At 70.0% G+C, this 20,038-nt stretch carries 19 protein-coding genes and 1 riboswitch; of the genes, 10 read left to right on the forward strand and 9 right to left on the reverse strand.

Annotated elements, in window-relative coordinates:
• Nucleotides 1-46 precede the first annotated feature (46 nt).
• A complete protein-coding gene (locus tag ACFW3L_RS21480) occupies nt 47-1,240 on the reverse strand; it encodes an NADP-dependent malic enzyme (protein WP_378743205.1) in 1,194 nt (397 codons plus the stop codon).
• 375 nt (nt 1,241-1,615) lie between these two features.
• On the opposite strand from ACFW3L_RS21480, the gene ACFW3L_RS21485 reads away from it, so the two are divergent.
• The 6 genes from ACFW3L_RS21485 to ACFW3L_RS21510 all read left to right on the forward strand — a co-directional run bounded on the left by ACFW3L_RS21485 (nt 1,616) and on the right by ACFW3L_RS21510 (nt 6,561).
• Entirely contained in the window at nt 1,616-2,533 is a 918-nt protein-coding gene (locus tag ACFW3L_RS21485) for an ABC transporter substrate-binding protein (RefSeq protein ID WP_378743207.1), read from the forward strand.
• Between the two features lie 39 nt (nt 2,534-2,572).
• Nucleotides 2,573-3,532: an amino acid ABC transporter permease gene (locus ACFW3L_RS21490; RefSeq protein WP_378743209.1), complete on the forward strand. Its 960-nt coding sequence runs from the start codon at nt 2,573-2,575 to the stop codon at nt 3,530-3,532.
• Nucleotides 3,532-4,353: an amino acid ABC transporter ATP-binding protein gene (locus tag ACFW3L_RS21495; protein ID WP_378743211.1), complete on the forward strand. Its 822-nt coding sequence runs from the start codon at nt 3,532-3,534 to the stop codon at nt 4,351-4,353. Before ACFW3L_RS21490 ends, ACFW3L_RS21495 begins: the two co-directional genes overlap by 1 nt.
• 149 nt (nt 4,354-4,502) lie before the next feature.
• Nucleotides 4,503-5,093 (forward strand): class I SAM-dependent methyltransferase, encoded by a 591-nt coding sequence (locus ACFW3L_RS21500; protein WP_378743213.1) that lies wholly within the window; start codon nt 4,503-4,505, stop codon nt 5,091-5,093.
• Nucleotides 5,094-5,335: 242 nt separating this feature from the next.
• On the forward strand, nt 5,336-5,761 hold the full coding sequence (locus tag ACFW3L_RS21505) for an anti-sigma factor (protein WP_026128903.1): 426 nt from the start codon (nt 5,336-5,338) through the stop codon (nt 5,759-5,761).
• A 41-nt stretch (nt 5,762-5,802) separates the two neighbouring features.
• Nucleotides 5,803-6,561, forward strand: coding sequence for an RNA polymerase sigma factor SigF (locus tag ACFW3L_RS21510; protein WP_199776574.1), 759 nt, complete (start codon nt 5,803-5,805; stop codon nt 6,559-6,561).
• A gap of 30 nt (nt 6,562-6,591) precedes the next feature.
• Here ACFW3L_RS21510 and ACFW3L_RS21515 read toward each other — a convergent pair whose 3' ends face one another.
• A complete protein-coding gene (locus ACFW3L_RS21515; protein ID WP_378743215.1) occupies nt 6,592-6,987 on the reverse strand; it encodes a hypothetical protein in 396 nt (131 codons plus the stop codon).
• Nucleotides 6,988-7,223: 236 nt separating this feature from the next.
• Here ACFW3L_RS21515 and ACFW3L_RS21520 point away from each other — a divergent pair, with 236 nt between their 5' ends.
• Both ACFW3L_RS21520 and ACFW3L_RS21525 read left to right on the forward strand, forming a co-directional pair.
• On the forward strand, nt 7,224-8,156 hold the full coding sequence (locus tag ACFW3L_RS21520; protein ID WP_378743217.1) for a diacylglycerol/lipid kinase family protein: 933 nt from the start codon (nt 7,224-7,226) through the stop codon (nt 8,154-8,156).
• A gap of 285 nt (nt 8,157-8,441) precedes the next feature.
• Nucleotides 8,442-8,696, forward strand: a complete 255-nt coding sequence (locus ACFW3L_RS21525) for a WhiB family transcriptional regulator (RefSeq protein WP_378743219.1) — start codon at nt 8,442-8,444, stop codon at nt 8,694-8,696.
• A gap of 102 nt (nt 8,697-8,798) precedes the next feature.
• Here ACFW3L_RS21525 and ACFW3L_RS21530 read toward each other — a convergent pair whose 3' ends face one another.
• Nucleotides 8,799-10,343 carry a sensor histidine kinase gene (locus ACFW3L_RS21530; RefSeq protein ID WP_378743221.1) on the reverse strand — a complete coding sequence of 515 codons (1,545 nt, stop codon included), beginning with the start codon at nt 10,341-10,343 and terminating at the stop codon, nt 8,799-8,801.
• A gap of 133 nt (nt 10,344-10,476) precedes the next feature.
• On the opposite strand from ACFW3L_RS21530, the gene ACFW3L_RS21535 reads away from it, so the two are divergent.
• Complete coding sequence (locus ACFW3L_RS21535) at nt 10,477-11,217, forward strand: GntR family transcriptional regulator (protein ID WP_378743223.1); 741 nt, start codon at nt 10,477-10,479, stop codon at nt 11,215-11,217.
• 340 nt (nt 11,218-11,557) lie between these two features.
• Here ACFW3L_RS21535 and ACFW3L_RS21540 read toward each other — a convergent pair whose 3' ends face one another.
• The 4 genes from ACFW3L_RS21540 to ACFW3L_RS21555 form a co-directional block, all read right to left on the reverse strand.
• Nucleotides 11,558-12,889, reverse strand: a complete 1,332-nt coding sequence (locus tag ACFW3L_RS21540; RefSeq protein ID WP_378743225.1) for an HD-GYP domain-containing protein — start codon at nt 12,887-12,889, stop codon at nt 11,558-11,560.
• On the reverse strand, nt 12,889-14,238 hold the full coding sequence (locus tag ACFW3L_RS21545; RefSeq protein WP_378743293.1) for an HD-GYP domain-containing protein: 1,350 nt from the start codon (nt 14,236-14,238) through the stop codon (nt 12,889-12,891). The genes ACFW3L_RS21540 and ACFW3L_RS21545 overlap by 1 nt, the downstream gene beginning before the upstream one ends.
• Before the next feature lie 824 nt (nt 14,239-15,062).
• Entirely contained in the window at nt 15,063-15,374 is a 312-nt protein-coding gene (gene rsrA, locus ACFW3L_RS21550) for a mycothiol system anti-sigma-R factor (RefSeq protein WP_378743227.1), read from the reverse strand.
• Nucleotides 15,371-16,042 (reverse strand): sigma-70 family RNA polymerase sigma factor, encoded by a 672-nt coding sequence (locus ACFW3L_RS21555; protein ID WP_378743229.1) that lies wholly within the window; start codon nt 16,040-16,042, stop codon nt 15,371-15,373. The genes rsrA and ACFW3L_RS21555 overlap by 4 nt, the downstream gene beginning before the upstream one ends.
• 347 nt (nt 16,043-16,389) lie before the next feature.
• On the opposite strand from ACFW3L_RS21555, the gene ACFW3L_RS21560 reads away from it, so the two are divergent.
• Nucleotides 16,390-17,211, forward strand: a complete 822-nt coding sequence (locus tag ACFW3L_RS21560; RefSeq protein WP_378743231.1) for a class I SAM-dependent methyltransferase — start codon at nt 16,390-16,392, stop codon at nt 17,209-17,211.
• A 45-nt stretch (nt 17,212-17,256) separates the two neighbouring features.
• On the opposite strand, the gene thiC is transcribed toward ACFW3L_RS21560, so the two are convergent.
• Nucleotides 17,257-18,924, reverse strand: coding sequence for a phosphomethylpyrimidine synthase ThiC (thiC, locus tag ACFW3L_RS21565; RefSeq protein ID WP_378743233.1), 1,668 nt, complete (start codon nt 18,922-18,924; stop codon nt 17,257-17,259).
• Nucleotides 18,914-19,029: riboswitch (TPP riboswitch) on the reverse strand. (Overlaps the previous gene by 11 nt.)
• Nucleotides 19,030-19,155: 126 nt before the next feature.
• Complete coding sequence (locus ACFW3L_RS21570) at nt 19,156-20,010, reverse strand: SOS response-associated peptidase (protein WP_378743235.1); 855 nt, start codon at nt 20,008-20,010, stop codon at nt 19,156-19,158.
• Between the last annotated feature and the right edge of the window lie 28 nt (nt 20,011-20,038).

Genomic DNA, 20,038 nt, shown 5'->3' on the forward strand with positions numbered 1-20,038 from the left:
GGGCCCGGAGACCGCGCGGTCTCCGGGCCCCGTCCTGTGCCACGACCTAGCGTCGGGCGACGCCGTCCTCGCGGGCCTGGGCGGCGACGGCGGCGGAGACCGCCGGGACCACCCGCTCGTCGAAGGGACTGGGAATCACGTAGTCGGCACTGAGGTCGTCACCGACCAGCTCGGCCAGCGCCTTGGCGGCGGCCAGCTTCATGTTCTCGGTGATGTCGGTGGCCTGGACGTCGAAGGCGCCACGGAAGACACCCGGAAAGGCCAGCACGTTGTTGATCTGGTTCGGGAAGTCGCTGCGCCCGGTGGCGACGACGCTCGCGTACCTGCGGGCGACGTCCGGGTGCACCTCCGGGTTGGGGTTGGCCATAGCGAAGATGACGGCGTTCTCGGCCATCGTGGCCACGACCGACTCGGGGACCTCACCGGCGGACAGGCCGACGAACACGTCGGCGCCCCTGAGCGCGCTCTCGATGGAGCCCTGGAGCCCGGCCCTGTTGCTGATCTCGGCCAGCTCCTGCTTGACCGGCGTCAGGCCCTCGCGGCCCTGGTGGATGATGCCCTTGGAGTCGGCCACGGCGATGTCACCGATCCCGCCGTCGATGAGCATCTTGGTGACGGCGACCCCGGCGGCGCCCGCGCCGGAGACGACCACGCGCAGGTCGGCCAGGGTGCGGCCGGTGAGGCGGGCGGCGTTGTGCATCGCCGCGACGGTCACGATGGCCGTGCCGTGCTGGTCGTCGTGGAAGACCGGGATGTCCAGGCGCTCACGCAGCTTGGCCTCGATCTCGAAGCAGCGCGGCGCGGAGATGTCCTCCAGGTTGACGCCGCCGAAGGACGGCGACATGCGCACGACGGTCTCGACGATCTCGTCGGCGTCGGTGCAGTTGAGCGCGATCGGCACGGAGTCGACGTCCGCGAACTGCTTGAACAGCAGCGACTTGCCCTCCATGACCGGCAGGGAGGCCTCCGGGCCGATGTTGCCCAGGCCGAGCACCGCGGTGCCGTCGGTGACGACGGCGACCAGGTTGCTCTTCCAGGTGTAGGTCTCGACCAGCTCGGCGTTCTCGGCGATGGCGTCGCAGACACGGGCGACACCGGGGGTGTAGGCGAGGGACAGGCCCTCCTGGTCGCTCACGTCCACGGAGGAGGTCACGTGCAGCTTTCCGCCACGGTGCATGGCGAAGGCCGGGTCCTCGTCCAGCGGGGACGTGTTCTGGGTACGCGAAGAAAAGGTGGTCACTACTCAAACCCCTCGGTCTGCTGTACGTCCGCGTCGGCCATGACGTGGACGGTGGGCCACGGAGCGCGCGCGAAGACGTCAGGGTGCCAGGGGGCCCTCGTCGGCACCGGTCGGCCATGACCGGGTGTGCGCCGGGAGGGATGGTCTTCGCCGGACTCTTATACGAGTACTGCGCGTCCGCATCTCACGGGGATGACCCGTTACGCAATTCTCTCACAACGGTGACCGGAGGAAAATCGCGGGTCGACAGAATGGAACGTCACCGACGTGTCGCCCACGGCGCCGCATCCATCCCATATCACCACTGGTCGGTCCCGCGAGGGCGCGGACCCACCCCTCGACCAGGCACTCCGTGCTCCCCGAAGGAGACCCACCATGGCCCTGCGCAAGCCCCTGTCCGAGCCCCGGACCTACCTCACCGCCCTCGCAACGGCCGGCGTCCTGGCCCTGGCGGCTTGCGGCAACGGCGAGGGGGCCTCCGAGGACGCGGACGCCCCCCAGGCCCCCGACGTGGCCGTCGACGAGGAGCTGGCCGCGCTGCTGCCCGACGCGGTGGCCGAGGCCGGTTCCGTCACCATCGGCGTCGAGGCCTCCTACCCGCCCGGCGAGTACCTGGACGAGGACGGCGAGACCGTGCTCGGCTTCAACGTCGACCTCATCGAGGCGGCGCTGGGCAAGCTCGGCCTGGAGGCCAACTGGGAGCCCACCACCTTTGACTCGATCATCATCGGCGTCGACACCGGCACCTACGACCTCGGCGCCTCCTCCTTCACCGTCACGGAGGAGCGCATGGAGGCGGTGAACATGGTCAGCTACTTCTCCTCCGGCACCCAGTGGTTCGCCCCGGCGGGCAACCCCGACGGCGTCGACCCGGACAACGCGTGCGGCCTGCGCATCGCCGTGCAGACGGGCACCACCCACGACACCGACATCGAGGCCCGCAGCGAGGCCTGTGTCGAGGCGGGCGAGGAGGCCATCACCATCGAGAAGTTCCAGACCCAGCCCCAGGCCACCGAGACCATCGTCTCCGGCCTGAACGACGCCTCCCTGGCCGACCTGCCGACCGCCCTCTACGCGCTCCAGCAGACCGGCGAGCAGCTGGAGTTCATCGGTGAGCAGTACGACGCGGCGCCCTACGGCGTCGTCGTCAACCAGGAGCAGGAGGAGCTCTCCGAGGCCGTCGCCGCGGCCTTCAACTCCATCATCGAGGACGGCTCCTACGAGGAGGTCCTCGCGGAGTGGGGCATCGAGGGCGGAGCCCTCGAAGAGGCCGAGGTCAACCCGGCCGTCTAGGGTCCCGCGCACGTCCGTACACCAAGCGAAAGTCTGACTGTGACCTCACCGAGCGAACCGGTGGGCGGCCCGGGGTCGAAGGAACCGACCCCGGGCCGTTCGGCCGCACCGATCACCGCCGTCCCCGTCCGGTACCCCGAACGGTGGGTGGCCGCCGGGATCATCCTGGTCCTCGCCGCGATGTTCGTGCACATGCTGTTCACGAACCCCGCGTTCAACTGGCCGTTCATGTTCGACAACATGTTCTCCGACCCCGTGCTGCGGGGCGTGTGGGTCACCCTGAGCGCGACCGTGCTGTCGATGGTCATCGGTGTCCTCCTCGGCGTCATCCTCGCGGTGATGCGCCTGTCCGGTAACCCCGTGCTGGTCACGGTCTCCTGGCTGTACACGTGGTTCTTCCGCGGAGTGCCCCGGCTCGTGCTGGCGGTCCTCTTCGGCAACATCGCCATCCTGTACTCGACCATCCACATCGGGCTGCCGTTCGACAACTACTGGATGCCGTGGCTGGGTCTGGAGGGCGACGCCCGCTTCTTCGAGATCGACGCCCGCACCCTCCTGACCGGCTACACGGCGGGCCTCCTCGCCCTCTCGCTGTCCGAGGGCGCCTACATGGCCGAGATCATCCGCGCGGGCCTCCAGTCCGTGGACAAGGGCCAGACCGAGGCGGCGCAGGCGCTCGGCATGAGCCGGAGCCGGATCATGCGGCGGATCACCCTGCCGCAGGCGATGCGGGTGGTCATCCCGCCGACCGGCAACGAGACCATCGCCATGCTCAAGGACACGGCGCTGCTCGCCTACGTACCGGTGACCATCGAGCTCTTCTACCAGCTCCAGGCCATCGGCACCCGGAGCTACCAGATCTTCCCGATGCTGGTGGCCGCGTGCCTGTGGTACCTGGCCATCACCAGCGTCCTGATGGTGGGCCAGTACTTCATCGAACGCAGGTTCAACCGGAGCGGGCGCGGGGTCCGGCAGAGCATCGTGGGAGGGGCGCACTGATGGCCGACCAGACCAAGGACCACGGCGTCGTGGAGACCGCCGAGGGCACCGAACTGCCCGCGGACGCCCTCGTCGTGGCCGAGAACGTCCACAAGAGTTTCGGGCGCCTGGAGGTGCTCAAGGGCATCGACCTCCAGGTCAAGCGCGGCGAGGTCATGTGCGTGGTCGGCCCCTCGGGGTCGGGCAAGTCCACTTTCCTGCGCTGCGTCAACCACCTGGAGAAGCTGACCGCGGGGCGCCTGTGGGTCAACGGCGAGCTCATGGGCTACCGGCAGAAGCGCGGGCGCCTGTACGAGCTGCGCGACACCGAGATCGCCGCGCAGCGCAGCGACATCGGGATGGTCTTCCAGCGTTTCAACCTGTTCCCGCACCTGACGGTGCTGGGCAACATCATCGAGGCCCCGGTGCAGGTCAAGAAGGTGCCCCGGGCCGAGGCCACCGAACGCGCCCGGGAGCTGCTGGAGCGGGTCGGCCTGCCGGACAAGGCGGACGCCTACCCCGAACAGCTCTCCGGCGGCCAGCAGCAGCGCGTGGCGATCGCCCGCGCCCTGGCCATGGAGCCGTCGCTGATGCTGTTCGACGAGCCCACCAGCGCGCTGGACCCGGAGCTGGTGGGTGAGGTCCTGGACGTCATGCGCGACCTCGCCCGGGGCGGCATGACCATGGTCGTGGTCACCCACGAGATGGGTTTCGCCCGCGAGGTCGGGGACTCCCTGGTCTTCATGGACGACGGCGTCGTCGTGGAGTCCGGCACCCCCGCCGACGTCCTGACCAACCCCCAGCACGAGCGCACCCAGGCCTTCCTCTCCAAGGTTCTGTGACCGACGCTCTCCGCGCCCCGTGACCCGGACACCGGGGTCACGGGGCGCCGTCGTGTCCCGGTTCACGGGGACGTGCTCCCGATGCCCTTGACCCCGGGGGCTCCCGCCCCCAGAGTCGTCACGTGACATCCACCTGCCCGGGGAGAGGCATGGACGCGCGTACGGAGAAGGTTCGCGAGCTGTGGGAGAAGAGGGCGGGAGGTTACGACACCGGATCACGGCTGGAACCGTCGAGTATCCGCCGCACGCGTCGGCTGCTGTGCGGCGGCGCGCGGGGGCGCACCCTCGAAGTGGCCGTGGGCACCGGGATCAACCTGGAGTACTACCCGCCGCAGGTCATGCTCACGGGGGTGGACCTGAGCCCCGCCATGCTCGCGCGGGCCGGGGAGAGGGCCGAGGAACAGGGCCGCCTGGTGCACCTGGTGGAGGGCGACGCCCAGCGGCTCGCCTTCGCGGACCAGTCGTTCGACACCGTCCTGTGCGCGCTCGCGCTCTGCACGATCCCCGACCAGGGGCGCGCCCTGGCGGAGATGCACCGTGTCCTGGTCCCCGGCGGGCGTCTGCTGCTGGTCGACCACATCGAGTACACGCGGTTCCCGTTCCGGCTGCGTGAACGCCTGCGCAAGCACCCGCGCAGGCTGCCCCGCGCCGTCGCGGAGGAGGTCGGGTTCGAGGTGGGACACCACGACCGGCTGATGATGGGCATGGTGGAACGGGTGGTCGCGCACCGGCCCCGCTGAGGTCGTCGGCGCCCCGCCGACGCGGCGCGTACCCTGGGAACGCCCCCCAGGGATGTGTTGACGGTCCGTCGCCCGGACGGCGACGCGCTGACCGCACTGGCTTCCGCGAGGGGCCCGGGCGGACCATTCGTCTCGTGTTCGCCCTCCGAGGGCTGGACACGATCCCTTCTCCCTGCGTCAGTGGCAGGGTGAAACGAGATACATTGCTCTCAAGCGGCAACCTCGCCCCCCGAAGGAGGGACGTGACCGAAGAAACCGCTGTGCCCACGGCCGACGCCACCGGTGTACGCGACGCTGTCACCGTCAACATGCCCGCCGACAGCGCTTATCTGTCTGTCCTGCGCACGGCGACGGCAGGGCTGGCCGCCCGACTCGACTTCACCCTCGACGAGATCGAGGACCTGAGGATCGGGGTTGACGAGGCCTGCGCGATGCTCCTCTCCCAGGCGCTTCCCGGCACAGAACTGACCACGGAATTCGAACTCACCCCCGACGGGATGCGCATCTCGGTCTCGGTGATGACGGCGGACGGACGCCTGCCCGCACGTGACACCTTCGCCTGGACCGTGCTCTCCGCTCTCGCCGGGGATGTCGACGCGGGCGTCGGTCCGGACGACCGCGTCTACATCGTCCTGTACAAACGCCGTGGCGCCCTGGAGCCGGCGTGAGCGAAAGGGGGCCCGCTCTGACAGCGAAGACCGAGCACGCGGTGCCCGACCGGGCGCGCGCGAGAGAGTTGTTCGAGCGCCTTAACGACCTCGACGCGGACGCGCCCGAGCGCAGGGCGATCCGCGACGAACTGGTCGAGCTCCACCTGCCCTTGGTGGAGTACCTGGCCCGCAGGTTCCGTAACAGGGGCGAGTGGCTGGACGACCTCACGCAGGTGGCCACGATCGGGCTGATCAAGTCCATCGACCGGTTCGATCTGGAGCGCGGGGTGGAGTTCTCCACGTACGCGACCCCCACGATCGTCGGTGAGATCAAGCGCCACTTCCGGGACAAGGGCTGGGCGGTGCGGGTACCGCGCCGTCTCCAGGAGCTGAAGCTCTCGCTGACCAAGGCGGTCAGCGACCTGTCGCAGCGCGAGGGGCGCTCCCCCACCGTCGCGGAACTGGCCGCGCACCTCCAGATGACCGAGGAGGAGGTGCTGGAGGGCCTGGAGTCCGCCAACGCCTACTCGACGGTGTCGTTGGACGCCCCCGACAGCGGGGACGAGGACGCCCCGGCGGTGGCCGACTCCCTGGGGATCGTCGACGAGTCCCTGGAGGGCGTGGAGTACCGGGAGTCACTGAAGCCGCTCCTGGAGCAGCTGCCGCCCCGGGAGAAGCGCATCCTGCTGCTGCGCTTCTTCGGGAACATGACGCAGTCGCAGATCGCCCAGGAGCTCGGGATCTCCCAGATGCACGTGTCGCGTCTGCTCGCGCGCACCCTGGCCCAACTGCGTCAGGCGCTCACCACGGACGACTGACCGGTGCGCGGCCGACGGCCGCGGTGACCGTTACCGGCGCCCCTCGGTGTCGGAGAACAGCACCGCGGTCGTCGGCGGCGCCAGGACGGCGGCCGCCGCGGCCACCGCCACGGCGAGCATGACGGCGCAGATCACGTACTGCTCCCCCGTGTACATGTAGTACGCCACCACGGCCATGAAGATCTGGGTGACGACCACCGGGGTGCGGGCCCAGTCGCGCAGGTTCCAGAGCCCGTACGCGACGAAGACGAGCAGCGCGCCGACCCCGACACCGATCACGGTGAGCGGGAGTGCCGAGGAGACCGGATCGGTGGCCCGCCCGGCGATCGCGGTGTACAGGCTGTAGATTCCGGCGACCGCCGAGACCAGCCCGATCAGGGCCTCCAGCACGGCGGCGATGACGATGGTGAAGGGACGCGAAGACACCCGACGAGCCTATACGCGCTCCCGGTGTCCCCCTCTCCGGCCCGCCCCTCGGGTGCCCTCCCGACGCCCGGCCAGCCCCACACCGCGTGACGCGCGCTCCTCTGGCTCCCGTCCGCTCCCCCTCACACGCACCGCACGCCCGGGGCGTGTTCCCGTGGATGCTTCCACCTGCGGGGGGGGAGCCGCCATCAACGCGAGCGCGGGATGATCCAAGGAACACGCCCTAGACTGGGCGGGTGCGAGCCCTATTCATCGTGAACCCCCAGGCGACCACGACCACCTCCCGCTCCCGCGAGGTGATCCTGGCCGCCCTGGCCTCCGAGCTGGACGTCACCCCCGTCGAGACCGCCTACCGCGACCACGCGCGCGAGCTGGCGCGGGGCGCCGCCGCCGACGGGTACGAACTCGTGTTGAGCCTGGGCGGTGACGGCACCGTCAACGAGGTCGTCAACGGGCTCCTCACCACCCCGGAGGGCCTGCCCCGCCCCCGGTACGCCGTCATCCCGGGCGGAAGCGCGAACGTCTTCATCCGCTCCCTGGGGGTCCCCGGCGACCCGGTCGAGGCGACCGGCGCGGTCCTGGAGGCGATCCGGGCCGGACGTGAGCGCGAGATCGGGCTGGGCCGGATCACCGGCGACCAGGACGACCGTTACTTCACTTTCTGCGCGGGTTTCGGCTGGGACGCCGATGTGGTGCAGCAGGTGGAGCAGGAACGCGGCAACGGCCGCAAGGCCACTCCGGCGCTGTACGCGGAGACGGCGGTAAAGCTGTTCTTCCGAGGGGATATCCGCGATCCGTCACTGAGCGTGTCCAACGACGGAAGGTCCCTGGAGGACGTCTATTTCGCGCTGGTCACCAACACGACTCCCTGGACGTACGCGGGAGCGCTGCCACTTCAGCCCACCCCGGCCTCACGATTCGAGCTGGGCCTGGACGCATTCGCGCTGACCCAGTCCTCGCACGCGCTGACTGGCTGGGTTCTTTCCCAAATGTTCTTCCCGAAGGGCCTTCCCGCACGTGGGGACGGCTACGTGACCTGGCACGACCAGGCCTCGCTGCGCATCTCGTCGTCCCATCCCCGGGCCTTCCAAATCGACGGTGAATACCTGGGGGAGCGTGAAGAGGTCAACTTCCACTCGGTACCGAAGGCATTACGAATCTTCTGTTAATAACGTCGAAAGCCGCCATTCCCAGCGACTGTGACGCACCCGACACGCCGAACAGGACCTTTGGCCTCGGGGACTCTTGCGTGCCTCCGGCGTTCCTGTCACGCTCAAGTTATCGCCGCGAGTTACGGGCGAGTTAATTTGGGCGCTTCCCACGTGGCCGTGGGGTGAAACCTCACTTACCTCGGCCTTGACGACCCTCCGGTGGACCCCCTCCGCCGGGCGCCCTTGCACATTCCGATCGTGAAAAGCTTCACAAATGATCGCCTCACTGTGAGGAGTGACCGCATGGACTGGCGCCATGACGCAGCCTGCCGTGACGAAGACCCCGAACTCTTCTTCCCCATCGGCGACCACGGCCCCGCACTGATCCAGATCGAGGAGGCCAAGGCGGTCTGTCAGCGCTGCCCGGTCAGCTCCGCGTGTCTGAAGTGGGCGCTGGAGAGCGGCCAGGACGGCGGCGTCTGGGGAGGCACCTCGGAAGAGGAACGACGCCGTATCAAGCGCCGCGGCACCGCGCTGCGCCCCATGGTCCGCAGCTGACCAACCGCCCCGGCTGAACGACGACCCCCGCGGGCGCGGCGGGGAGTCACATCCCCGGCGCGGGAGGCCGGGCCGGAAGCGACGCCCCCGCCCCTCGCCCCCTCAGGGAACCTCGCGCTCCTCGTGCTCCAGGGGCAGGCTGATCGCCACCTCGGTCCCGCCAGCGTCCTTCGGCTTGATCGCCAGGGTCCCCCCGAGCTCGCCCACGATCAGGGTCCGCACGATCTGCAGACCCAGGCTCGTGGTGCCCTCCAGGTCGAAGTCCTCCGGCAGACCGCCACCGTCGTCGGAGACGGCCAACTCCAGGCTGCTCGGCCCCGGGTGGGCCGGGCCGGTGTCGAACCGGCGCACCCGCACCTCGATCAGCCCCGGGCCCTGCCCCAGGCCGTGCTCCACCGCGTTCTGCACCAGTTCCGCCAGCACCATCGACAGCGGCGTGGCCACCAGCGCGTTCAACAGCCCGAAGTGGCCGTCGCGCCTGGGCACCACCGCCTGCCCCGTCGAGGACACCTCCGCCGCCATCTGCATCACCCGGTCGGCGATGTCGTCGAAGTCGACCACCTCGTCCGGGGTGTGCGAGAGCATCTCGTGCACGATCGCGATCGAGCCCACCCGGCCGACCGCCTCGTCCAGGGCCGCCCGCGCCTCGGGGATGTCCAGGCGCCGCGACTGGAGCCGCAGCAGAGCCGCCACCGTCTGGAGGTTGTTCTTCACCCGGTGGTGGATCTCCCGGATGGTGGCGTCCTTGGTCATCAGCTCGCGCTCGCGCCGCCGCAGCTCGGTGACGTCGCGGACCATCACCAGCGCGCCGATCCGCACCCCGTCGATCACCAGCGGTATGGCCCTCAGCTGCACGGTGACCCCGCGCGCCTCGACCTCGGCCTCCTGCGGAGCGCGCCCGCTCGCCGTGTAGGTGAGGTTCTCGTCGCGGGCCTCCCCCTGGGCGGCCAGCTCCAGCGTGGTGCGGTCCAGGCGGGCACCCACGAGGTCGGCGGTCAGGCCCAGCCGACGGTAGGCCGAGAGCGCGTTGGGGCTGGCGTAGACCACCTCGCCGTTCTGGTCCAGGCGCAGCAGGCCGTCGCCCACCCTCGGCGAGCGGACCATGAGCGGTCCCTGGTCGCTGAACGGGAAGGCGCCCTCCGCGATCATCTGGGCGAGGTCGCCCGCGCTCTGGAGGTAGGTGAGCTCCAGGCGGCTGGGCGTGCGCGCCGAGCTGAGGTTGGTGCTGCGCTGGATGACCGCGATGAGGTTGCCCTCGCGGCGGACCGGGATGGTCTCCTCGCGCACCGGGACCCCGCCGGACCAGTCCGGGTCGCCGTCGCGGCAGATCCGGCCCTCGCTCCAGGCGCGGTCGATCAGGGCGCGGCGTCCGACCACACGGGGCGCCGTCCGGGACGTGACATCGGTCATGTCGTCCCGGAGCACCGCCTCCACCAGGTCGTCCTGGAAGGCGGTCGGGCCGGTGGTGGGTCGCATCTGCGCGATGGCGATCCATCCGTCGTCCTCCCGCAGGCGCACCCACAGCACGAGGTCCGCGAAGGAGAGGTCGGCCAGGAGCTGCCAGTCGGAGACCAGCGAGTGGATCCACTCCAGGTCCGCCTGCTTGAGTGACGTGTGGCGGCGAATGAGGTCGCTGAGGTGAGGCACTCACAAATCATCCCATGAAGCCGTGCATACTCAAGGGACACGCACTCGACCAGTGGTCCACACCAATCGACGGCCGGAAGGCGGCCGCACCGACCACGTCCTGGCGGGGCGCGGAACGCGGCGGAGGAGACTGATGACTGGTCAGCACACACTGGACGGCAACCCCAGAGTGCCCAAGTACTACCAGGTCAAGAAGCAGCTGCTGGAGCTGATCGAGGCCATGCCGGCGGGGAACCCGGTCCCGCCCGAGCGCGCCCTGGCCACCCAGTTCGGCACCTCGCGCACCACGGTGCGCCAGGCCCTGACCGAGATGGTCGTCGAGGGTCGGCTGCTCCGCATCCAGGGCAAGGGCACGTTCGTGGCCAAGCCCAAGGTCGCCCAGATCCTCCAGCTGACCAGCTACACCCAGGAGATGCGGGCGCACGGCCTGCACCCGGCCACCCGCATCCTGGACGTGAGCTACATCAACGCGGACGACCAGCTCGCTGAGCTCCTCGCCATCCGTTCCGGCGGTCGCGTGCTGCGGATCGAACGGCTCCGGCTGGCCAACGGTGAGCCCATGGCCGTCGAGACGGCCCACCTGGCCGCGCGACGCTTTCCCGGGCTCCGGAGGCAGCTGGACCGCTACGCGTCGCTCTACGAGGCTCTCGCGAGCGCCTACGACGTCTCCCTCGCGGAGGCGGAGGCCTCCATCGAGACCGTGCTCGCGACCCCCAACGAGGCCCGCCTGCTCGGCGTGGACGTGGGCCTGCCCCTGGTCCTGCACTGCCAGCACAGCTTCGACGGCGACGGGCACCCGGTGGAGTGGGTGCGATCGCTCTACCGTGGCGACCGCTACAAGTTCGTCACGCGCCTGCGTCCGCCCCGGGACTGAGACCCCTACCCCGCCCACCGCGACCGTCCCCCGGCCACCGGGCGCCCCCGAGCGGCGACCCCTCGGTGCGGTCTCCCGCCGTGGAGTGGTGCCCCCACGATGCCCCCGCCCCCGTCCAGCGAGCTGTCTCCCGCACTTGGAGAGGGACGCCGTGGGCCACCGCGTCCTCACGCCGGAGGCCGTCGCGGACCCGGCCGAACGGGTCACCGCCGAACGCGGTCACGGGGACGCCAGGATCGTGTCGGCGGCGTTCCGCCCACGCGGTACCCGACGCCGCACGGGAGCGGGTGCCGGGCGACAACCGGAACCACGGGGGCTCGCGAGCACCGCGGTCTCTCGGTCAGCCGCGGGCGAGCACGCAGGCGAGGGCGTCGACCACCCGGGGGTCGTACTCGCTGCCGGTGTCCATGCGCAGGCGCTCCACGACGGCGGCCCGGCGCTCGGCGTCACCGTTCTCCCCGACCAGGTCGTCGAAGGCGTTGGCGACCTTGATCACGCGGCTGCCCAGCGGGGGCACGCCCTCGTCGCCGTCACCGGCCAGCGGCTCGCACTGGCGGCGGACCATCTCCGCCACGTTGTCCAGCACCCCGGTCTCCCGGATGATGGCCGAACCCAGTTCCGCGATCCGGCGCTGCTCCCTCGGCGAGGAGAGCACGGTGGCGCCGCCCGCGATGGGCTCGCGCAGGGAGAGCTGGCCGATGTCGTGCATCAGCGCCGCGTACTCCAGTTCCAGCAGCTCCGCCTCGGCCAGTCCCAGTTCGCAGGCGATGCCGTGGGAGAGCTGGCTGACCCGCCGCGAGTGGCCGTTCTCCACGTAGCCGCCCACCTCGGTGACCCGGGACAGCGCCCGCACCGTCTCCAGGTAGGTGCGGCGCACCTCGGCGTGCCTGCGGAAGGCCACCTGTGAGACCAGCAGCGGAGCGAGGAAGACCAGCAGCCCGACCAGACCCGTGACCGTGCAGGCCAGGGCGATCAGCACGCCGCTGGAGGCGATCGCGCCCCCGGTGGCCACCTGTGCGCGGGCCTCGTCGCGCGTGGCCACGACCAGTCGGGTGCGCAGCCGTTCGGCGCGCAGCACGGCGGAGACCGCGACGTCCAGCGCCCACGCCAGGGCGACCAGGACCGTCATCAGCAGGGCGACCACGACCGAGGGCCCCGTCAGGGACAGGGCCTCCACCAGGGGCCGGAAGGCGACGGCGAGCAGCAGTGCGGTGAGCACCCTGCGCGCGACGTCCTCCAGCCGGGGGCCGTGGCCCACCGCCACGTGGGGGAGTTCGCCCAGGGCCACCCCCAGGGCGACCACCGCCACGACCTGCCAGGCCGTGTGGTGGATCGGCTCACCGCCCAGACTGAGCAGGAACGCGTACGCGATCGCCCCGGCCAGGGCGATCGGCGCGGACTCCCGGTGCCCGGGCAGGGTGATCCTGGCCAGTTCGCCACCGGCGATGACCAGGCAGAAGGCCAGCGCCACGTAGGGCTGGTGGAACCCGGTCGCGGCGGTCCACACCAGGGCGGCCAGGGAGGCGGCGCCCACCCCGCCCACGAGCAGGGCCCGGAAGGGTCTCGCGGTACGCCAGACCGGCCCCCAGGAACGCTCGTGGCCCAGTGCCCCGCCCTCGGGGCCGCCGGGGTGCGGTCCGGGAGGAGTCCCGTCCGACTGCCTCTGCGTCATCACCGCTCCTGGCCCCCCGTCACCGCGGCCGCCGACGTGGACTCGGCCACCGTCGTGGTTCCGCTCCGCTGCGGGGCGGACGCCACCGTCGCGTCCGTCTCACCGGACTCCGGAGTCCCGGACGCGCCGTAGCAACCGCCCGGCGGCTCCGCGATGTCCGGCGTCTCCCATCCCTCGCGGGTGACGGCCCGGACGAGTGCCTCCACCATTCGGGGGTCGAACTGACTGCCCGCGCAGCGCCGGAGCTCCGTGATGGCGTCCTCCACGGACCACGCCTTGCGGTAGGAACGCGTGGAGGTGAGGCAGTCGAAGACGTCGGCCACGCTGATGATCCGGGCGGACTCGGGGATCTCCATCCCCACCAGCCCCATCGGGTAGCCGCGCCCGTCCAGGCGCTCGTGGTGGTGCCGGATGCCCGCGAGGGCCTCGTCCAGGAAGCTGATCTCGCGGACGATCTCGTACCCGCGCGTGGGGTGCAGCTTGATCGCGGCGTACTCGTCGTCCGTGAGCTTGCCGTTCTTCTGGAGCACCTTGGTGGGCACCCCGAGCTTGCCGATGTCGTGCAGCATCCCCGCGTACCGGATCTTCTGCACGCGCTCGGCGGGCATGCCCAGCTCGGCGGCGATCATCGCGGAGCCCTCGGCCACCCGCATGCAGTGGCCCCGGGTGTAGTAGTCCTTCGTCTCCACGGCCTGGCACAGGGTGGCCAGGGTGGCCTCGTGCGCGCGCGCCTCGGCGGTCTGCTGGCCGAACACCCACCGCGCGATGAACAGCGGCAGCAGGACAAGGAGCGGGGCGATGATCCCCACCGCGCCCCAGATGGCCGCGATCGCCAGGCCCAGCATCTGGTAACCCACGGAGGCGACCTCCAGGGCGGCCAGCGGGCGCCAGCGCATCGGCCCCGCACCGGCGGGCCGGGTGACGCCCAGGCACCACATGAGCGCGCCGATGAGCAACGAGTTGAGCAGCGTGTGCGTCAGGACCGCGGCGACGTACGGCAGGACGATGCCGGGGAAGTCGGACTGCCCCGGCACCCCCACCGTGCCTCCGAGCAGGAGGTAGACCTGTCCGGCCACGTAGGCCGCCAGCGCGAACTGGGCTCCGTTGAAGGCTCGCTTCACCAGGCCCTGTCTGCGGACCGCGAGGCAGGAGGCGAATCCGACCACGGCCGCCCCGGCCGGGCCCACCAGCACGACGGCGGCCAGGGCCACGGCCGAGCTCGGTGAGATTCCGGCTTCCTTGACGTCGACGACGACGACGTGTGTGCTTATCGACTCCGCGACGACGAAGAGGACCGCGATGAGTACCAGGGTCCCCAGGTCGATCCCCGCGTAGGGACCGACGAGCATGATGGCGACAGCACTGACAACGATGATCCCGACGTAGACACGCGCGCCCCAAGGAAGAGCCCGCACCCCCGTTCACCCCCCACCGACGACGACCGGACTGTCATGGTTTCACCGGTTCTGTTCTACCACCAAGCCCATCCGGTAAAAGTGGAAGCCACAAAAACGGCGGACATCATCGAACCGAACATGGTGACGAGCATCGTCGACCCCCTTCTCCCCGTGGCGCCTGCCCCCTCATCCACCGGGCACGCCGCGCAAATGACCTTATTCGTTGGATAAGGCCTCCAGTTTAACGGGCCACGACACCATCCTGATTACCCCCAACCCGAACCGAGGGCAGAGACGAAGCCAGAGAGGACGTGAAGTTCCGGAGCGTGGAATTACTAATTCAATTAGTCATTCCAGATGGTTACACAGAGTGACAATAGGTCACAGGTGCGACGCCGGGGACCATCGGCGCCCCGGGCGATCCTGGACGCGGGGTCGGCCAACCTCATCAGGCATGACTACCCATCGTGAGCGATCGAAACGGTCTCTCACAAGTTCAAGGAAATTCATTCCGACTCGGTCACGACCGAAAACCGATTCCAGGCATCGGGCGTGTCGAACCCCTCAGGAACCGCCAACTCGGCACCCCTGTGACCAAAACCCCCCGAGTTCAGGGGGATGCGGCGAACTCTTTCTACAAAAGCACACAAATAGCCCAGAACGCATCAGAACACAACAAGCATCCCTGGATACACAAAAAGTGGCGAAAGCTGGAATTCCAGCTTTCGCCACCCTCGTCCCGGGCGGCCCGGGGCCGCCGACGGATCGGACCGGTGTCAGGCGGGCGCCCCGGGGGAGTCCGCCCTCGCCTCACGGGCCAGCTGCTCGTTGCGCGCCTCCGCGAGCCGCCCGAGGACCTTGTCACGCAGGTCCAGCGGGACCGGATCGCAACCGCAGTGCTTGGCGACGAGCTTCTTCACGGCCTCTTCCAGACCGTACTCGTCCAGGCAGGGGCTGCACCCGTCCAGGTGCGCCCTGACCTCGGGGCAGTCGCTCTCCGCCAGCTCACCGTCAAGGTAGGTGTACAGCTTGTCGAGCACCTCGCTGCACGGGGTGTCCGTCTCCGACTTGTCGTGACCGCCGCTCATTGCCGATCTCCTCGATCCGACCCGCTCACCTGTGCTCGACCCCCCGCCGCCGACCCCGACGCGACGGCCGACGCCTCCGCGGCTCTGGTCGCGGCGAGGAAGCCACGGTCCACCGCGTACTCCTCGAGGTGGGAACGCAGCTGGCGCCGCCCTCTGTGCAGCCGGGACATGACCGTCCCGATGGGGGTGCCCATGATCTCGGCGACCTCCTTGTACGCGAAGCCCTCGACGTCCGCGAGGTACACCGCGATCCGGAAGTCCTCGGGAAGCTCCTGGAGGGCGCGCTTGACGTCGCTGTCGGGGAGGTGTTCGAGCGCCTCGGCCTCGGCGGACTTCAGCCCCGCCGCCGTGTGCGAGGCGGCCTGGGCGAGCTGCCAGTCCTCGACGTCCTCGGTCCCGGCCTGCTTCGGCTCCCGCTGCTTCTTGCGGTAGGAGTTGATGAAGGTGTTCGTGAGGATGCGGTACAGCCACGCCTTGAGGTTGGTCCCCTCCTTGAACTGGTGGAAGGAACCGAACGCCTTGGCGAAGGTCTCCTGCACCAGGTCCTCGGCGTCCGAGGGGTTGCGTGTCATGCGCAGCGCCGCCGAGTAGAGCTGGTCGAGGAAGGGAAGCACGTCCCTCTCGAACCGCTCGTCCCGTTCCCCGGCTGTCTCCTGGCTCTGGTCCAAGCCCTTCGGCCTCCTCGCGCTGGTCCCTGGTGGGGTGTCCGTATCCCAACGATACGTTCCCACACCCCCGACCTGCGCGTCGACGCCGCGTGGCGCCAACGCCGTTTCCCCGCGCTCCAGGCACGCACCAGCGGTCGGCATGCTCCTGATCCAACCCCTTCCCTGCTCCCGAGTTCCCGCTCCGGAACCACGTCCCGGACGGTGCTGGTGACAACAACGACCTCCGCGAGCTGATTCCGCCCTGGGAGCGGGACGGGGTCCCGGATCCGAAGTTTGTGGTTTGACCGCGTCGGTGAAGGTGAGGCATGGCAGAGTGCGGGTAGGACTCACTGAAGGATGGGAGAGGAGTGCACGTGCGACCGTCCTCGACTCCGGCCTCCGACCGCCCCCGATCGCCCGCCGCCCAGTTCGCCACCACGGACCGGCTCTCGGACTACTGGCGTTTCTACTGGGCGGTCGCGGAGGCGCAGATCAGCCGCTGGCTGCCCGAGCGGCCCGCCCGGCTCCTCGACCTGTCCAGCCCCGACTTCCAGGGCACTCCGCGCGCCGTGGCCGCCGGACACGACGTCGTCACCCTGCTGCCCTCGGTGGACATGGCCATGCGCCGTCCGCTCACCCTGGTCAACGGTCGCGCCGTGGTACCGCCCCCCACGCCGCGCGGTCGGCTCCGGCACGTGGTCGGTGACTCCGCCTTCCTGCGCGCCTTCAGCCCCGAGTCCTTCGACGGGGTCATCGCGGACAACCGGGTGTTCTCCCGGCAGCTGGCCACCGAGTCGTCGATGTCCGAGGTGGCCCGGGTGCTGCGCCCCGGCGGCCGGGTGCTGGTCTGCGTCGACTCCGTGGTCCTGGGCATGGCGCTGCTGGCCGAGCAGGACGCCTGGCCGGAGCTGAGCCACGCCCCCAGCGCGGACGTGCTCCTGGTGCCCTGGCCGGACGGTTCGATCACCCGCTGCTTCACCGCGGAGCAACTGACGGAGATGGTCACCGAGGCCGGTCTGGAGCTGGAGTGGATCAAGCCGCGCACGGTGCTGTCGGCCTCCACCGTGGAGCTGATGCTGGCCCGTGATCCCCGTTCCATGGCACGGCTGGTGGAGATGGAGCTGCGGGCCGCCGACTCCGACGACTACGTCGGCGTCCACCTGGTCGCCAGTGCCCACAAGCCCGCATAGGGCCCGCCGCCCCCTGCGGAGCGACGGGCCCGTCACGCCCGTCGACTAGTCGGCGAGCGGGAGGTAGACGCGGTTGCCGCCCTCGGCGAACTCGGCGGACTTGTCGGCCATGCCCCTCTCGATCGCCTCGACGGTGTCCAGGCCGTGCTCCTCGGCGTACCTGCGCACGTCCTGGGAGATCTTCATCGAGCAGAACTTGGGTCCGCACATGGAGCAGAAGTGCGCGGTCTTGGCGGGTTCGGCGGGCAGGGTCTCGTCGTGGAAGGCCTGCGCGGTCTCCGGGTCCAGCGACAGGTGGAACTGGTCCTGCCACCGGAACTCGAAGCGCGCCCTGGACAGCTCGTCGTCCCACTCCTGGGCGCGGGCGTGGCCCTTGGCGACGTCGGCGGCGTGGGCGGCGAGCTTGTAGGTGATGACGCCGGTCTTGACGTCGTCGCGGTTGGGCAGCCCCAGGTGCTCCTTGGGGGTCACGTAGCAGAGCATCGCGGTGCCGTGCCAGCCGATCTGCGCGGCGCCGATCGCGGAGGTGATGTGGTCGTAGCCCGGAGCGACGTCCGTGGCCAGGGGGCCGAGCGTGTAGAACGGCGCCTCGCCGCACAGCTCCTCCTCCAGGCGCACGTTCTCCTTGATCTTGTCCATCGGCACGTGGCCGGGGCCCTCGATCATCACCTGCACGTCGTGCGAGCGGGCGATGTGGGTGAGCTCCCCGAGGGTCCGCAGTTCGGCGAACTGGGCCTCGTCGTTGGCGTCCGCGATGGAGCCGGGGCGCAGGCCGTCACCGAGGGAGAAGGTGACGTCGTAGCGGCGGAGGATCTCGCAGAGCTCCTCGAAGTGCGTGTAGAGGAAGCTCTCCCGGTGGTGGGCCAGGCACCAGGCGGCCATGATGGAGCCGCCGCGCGAGACGATGCCGGTCACCCGGCGGGCGGCCAGCGGGACGTACCGGAGCAGGACGCCCGCGTGGACGGTCATGTAGTCCACGCCCTGTTCGGCCTGCTCGATGACGGTCTCGCGGTAGATCTCCCAGCTCAGCTTGGTGGGGTCGCCGTCGACCTTCTCCAGAGCCTGGTAGATCGGGACGGTGCCGATGGGCACCGGCGCGTTGCGGATGATGCGTTCGCGGGTCTCGTGGATGCGCTTGCCGGTGGACAGGTCCATCACGGTGTCGGCGCCCCAGCGGGTCGCCCACACCATCTTCTCGACCTCCTCGGGCACCGAGGAGGTGACGGCGGAGTTGCCGATGTTGGCGTTGATCTTCACGAGGAAGTTCTTGCCGATGATGGTGGGTTCGGACTCGGGGTGGTTGCGGTTGACCGGGATGACCGCGCGGCCGATCGCGACCTCGTCGCGGACGAACTCGGGGTCGGCCCCCTCGCGGGCGGCCACGAAACGCATCTCGGGGGTGATGGTCCCGGCCCGGGCGTGGGCCAGCTGGGTGACCGCGCCGTCGACGGGGGCCGGTGCCCAGGACGCGCGGGTGCGCGGGAGTCCCCGGTGGACGTCGATGTGTGCGGAGTCGTCGGTGTACGGGCCGGAGGTGTCGTACAGATCGAAGTGGCTGCCGTTGCTGAGATCCACCCGGCGGCGCGGGACGCGGAGGGTCGTGCCCCCGGGGGTGGTGATCTCCTCGTGGACCTTACGAGATCCCATGATGGGACCCGTGGTCACCCGGTGCTCGTCGGTGGTGGAAACGTCACGACCGTCGATAGCCGTCATGGCATGCCTCCCTACGTCGGAATTACCCGAACAGGTTCTGCGGTCGGCGACACCCTTGAGTCGCCCTCTCAGCCCGCCATGGCGCGAGCTCCCGCGTTGCGTATTCACATGTGCGCACGTCGAACGTGCCGGGACATCTCGATCACGGTGTCCCGGGCCGGGGGAAGCACTCCCCCGTGGCCTCGCACACCATACACAGGCCGTCCCCGGGCCTGTCCAGCCTCGCCCGGGTCAGAAAAGTGTCTCCGGTTCGGCGGGGACGGCGTCCTCCACCGGTTCCAGCAGGTCGGGGCGGTTGTTCCTGACGCTGTTGACGTCGGTGGAGACCTCGTCCACCGCGAACCGGTCCACCGGGGTCCGGTCCAGCAGGTCGGCGAGCTCGTCGGCGCCCGTGGTGGGATCGAGCCAGACGGCCCAGTCCTCGCGCGGCACCACGACGGGCATGCGTTCGTGGATGTGAGCGAGTTCGGGCGCGGCCTCGGTGGTGATGACGGCGCAGGTCCACACCCAGGCGGCGGGGTCGTTCTGGTCGTCGACCTCGGGGTCGCGCCAGCGCTCGAAGATCCCGGCCATGGCGAGCGGCTCGTCCCCCGGGTAGTGGACGGAGAAGGGCTTCTTGGCCGCCTTCGCCTTGCGCTTCCGGTGCTGGGGGTCGGTGACGGGCGACGTGCTGGCCTCGGCGGTGCCGTCCCTGTTGAGCAGCTGCCACTCGTAGTAGGCGTCGGCGGGGATGAGGCAGCGGCGGCGCCGGTAGGCGACCCGGAAGGCGGGCTTGTCCGCGACGGTCTCGCCACGGGCGTTGATCATCCGGTAGCCGACGTTGCGGTCCTTGGCCCAGGAGGGCACGAGGCCCCAGCGCATGGTGTGCAGGGAGCGCGGCCCGGGTTCGCCGGTGGGGTGGCCCTGGGGCGGGGGCCCGAGCACGGCGTACACCGGGCTGCCCGGCGCGACGTTGTAGTCCGGGTCGAGCTCCTCCAGAGGGGGCCAGGCGCGTGGGTCCCCCGCGGCGCCCACTGCCTCCTCGGGGAGGGAGAAGGCCAGCTGGAGTTGGTGCACGTTCCTGGACTGGGCATAGCGACCGCACATGGCCGCGATCCTATGCGATCCGCCCACG

Origin of the sequence: Nocardiopsis sp. NPDC058789 (genome assembly GCF_042745575.1) — a bacterium.
In the GTDB taxonomy this organism is placed as follows: Bacteria; Actinomycetota; Actinomycetes; order Streptosporangiales; family Streptosporangiaceae; genus Nocardiopsis; species Nocardiopsis eucommiae.

Excerpts from the sequence above, each read along its gene's own strand:
- ACFW3L_RS21570 (WP_378743235.1), bottom strand. The coding sequence starts at position 20,010 with ATGTGCGGTCGCTATGCCCAGTCCAGGAACGTGCACCAACTCCAGCTG.
- ACFW3L_RS21535 (WP_378743223.1), top strand. The coding sequence starts at position 10,477 with ATGACTGGTCAGCACACACTGGACGGCAACCCCAGAGTGCCCAAGTAC.
- thiC (WP_378743233.1), bottom strand. The coding sequence starts at position 18,924 with ATGACGGCTATCGACGGTCGTGACGTTTCCACCACCGACGAGCACCGG.
- ACFW3L_RS21525 (WP_378743219.1), top strand. The coding sequence starts at position 8,442 with ATGGACTGGCGCCATGACGCAGCCTGCCGTGACGAAGACCCCGAACTC.
- ACFW3L_RS21540 (WP_378743225.1), bottom strand. The coding sequence starts at position 12,889 with ATGACGCAGAGGCAGTCGGACGGGACTCCTCCCGGACCGCACCCCGGC.
- rsrA (WP_378743227.1), bottom strand. The coding sequence starts at position 15,374 with ATGAGCGGCGGTCACGACAAGTCGGAGACGGACACCCCGTGCAGCGAG.
- ACFW3L_RS21545 (WP_378743293.1), bottom strand. The coding sequence starts at position 14,238 with ATGCTCGTCGGTCCCTACGCGGGGATCGACCTGGGGACCCTGGTACTC.
- ACFW3L_RS21485 (WP_378743207.1), top strand. The coding sequence starts at position 1,616 with ATGGCCCTGCGCAAGCCCCTGTCCGAGCCCCGGACCTACCTCACCGCC.
- ACFW3L_RS21495 (WP_378743211.1), top strand. The coding sequence starts at position 3,532 with ATGGCCGACCAGACCAAGGACCACGGCGTCGTGGAGACCGCCGAGGGC.
- ACFW3L_RS21500 (WP_378743213.1), top strand. The coding sequence starts at position 4,503 with ATGGACGCGCGTACGGAGAAGGTTCGCGAGCTGTGGGAGAAGAGGGCG.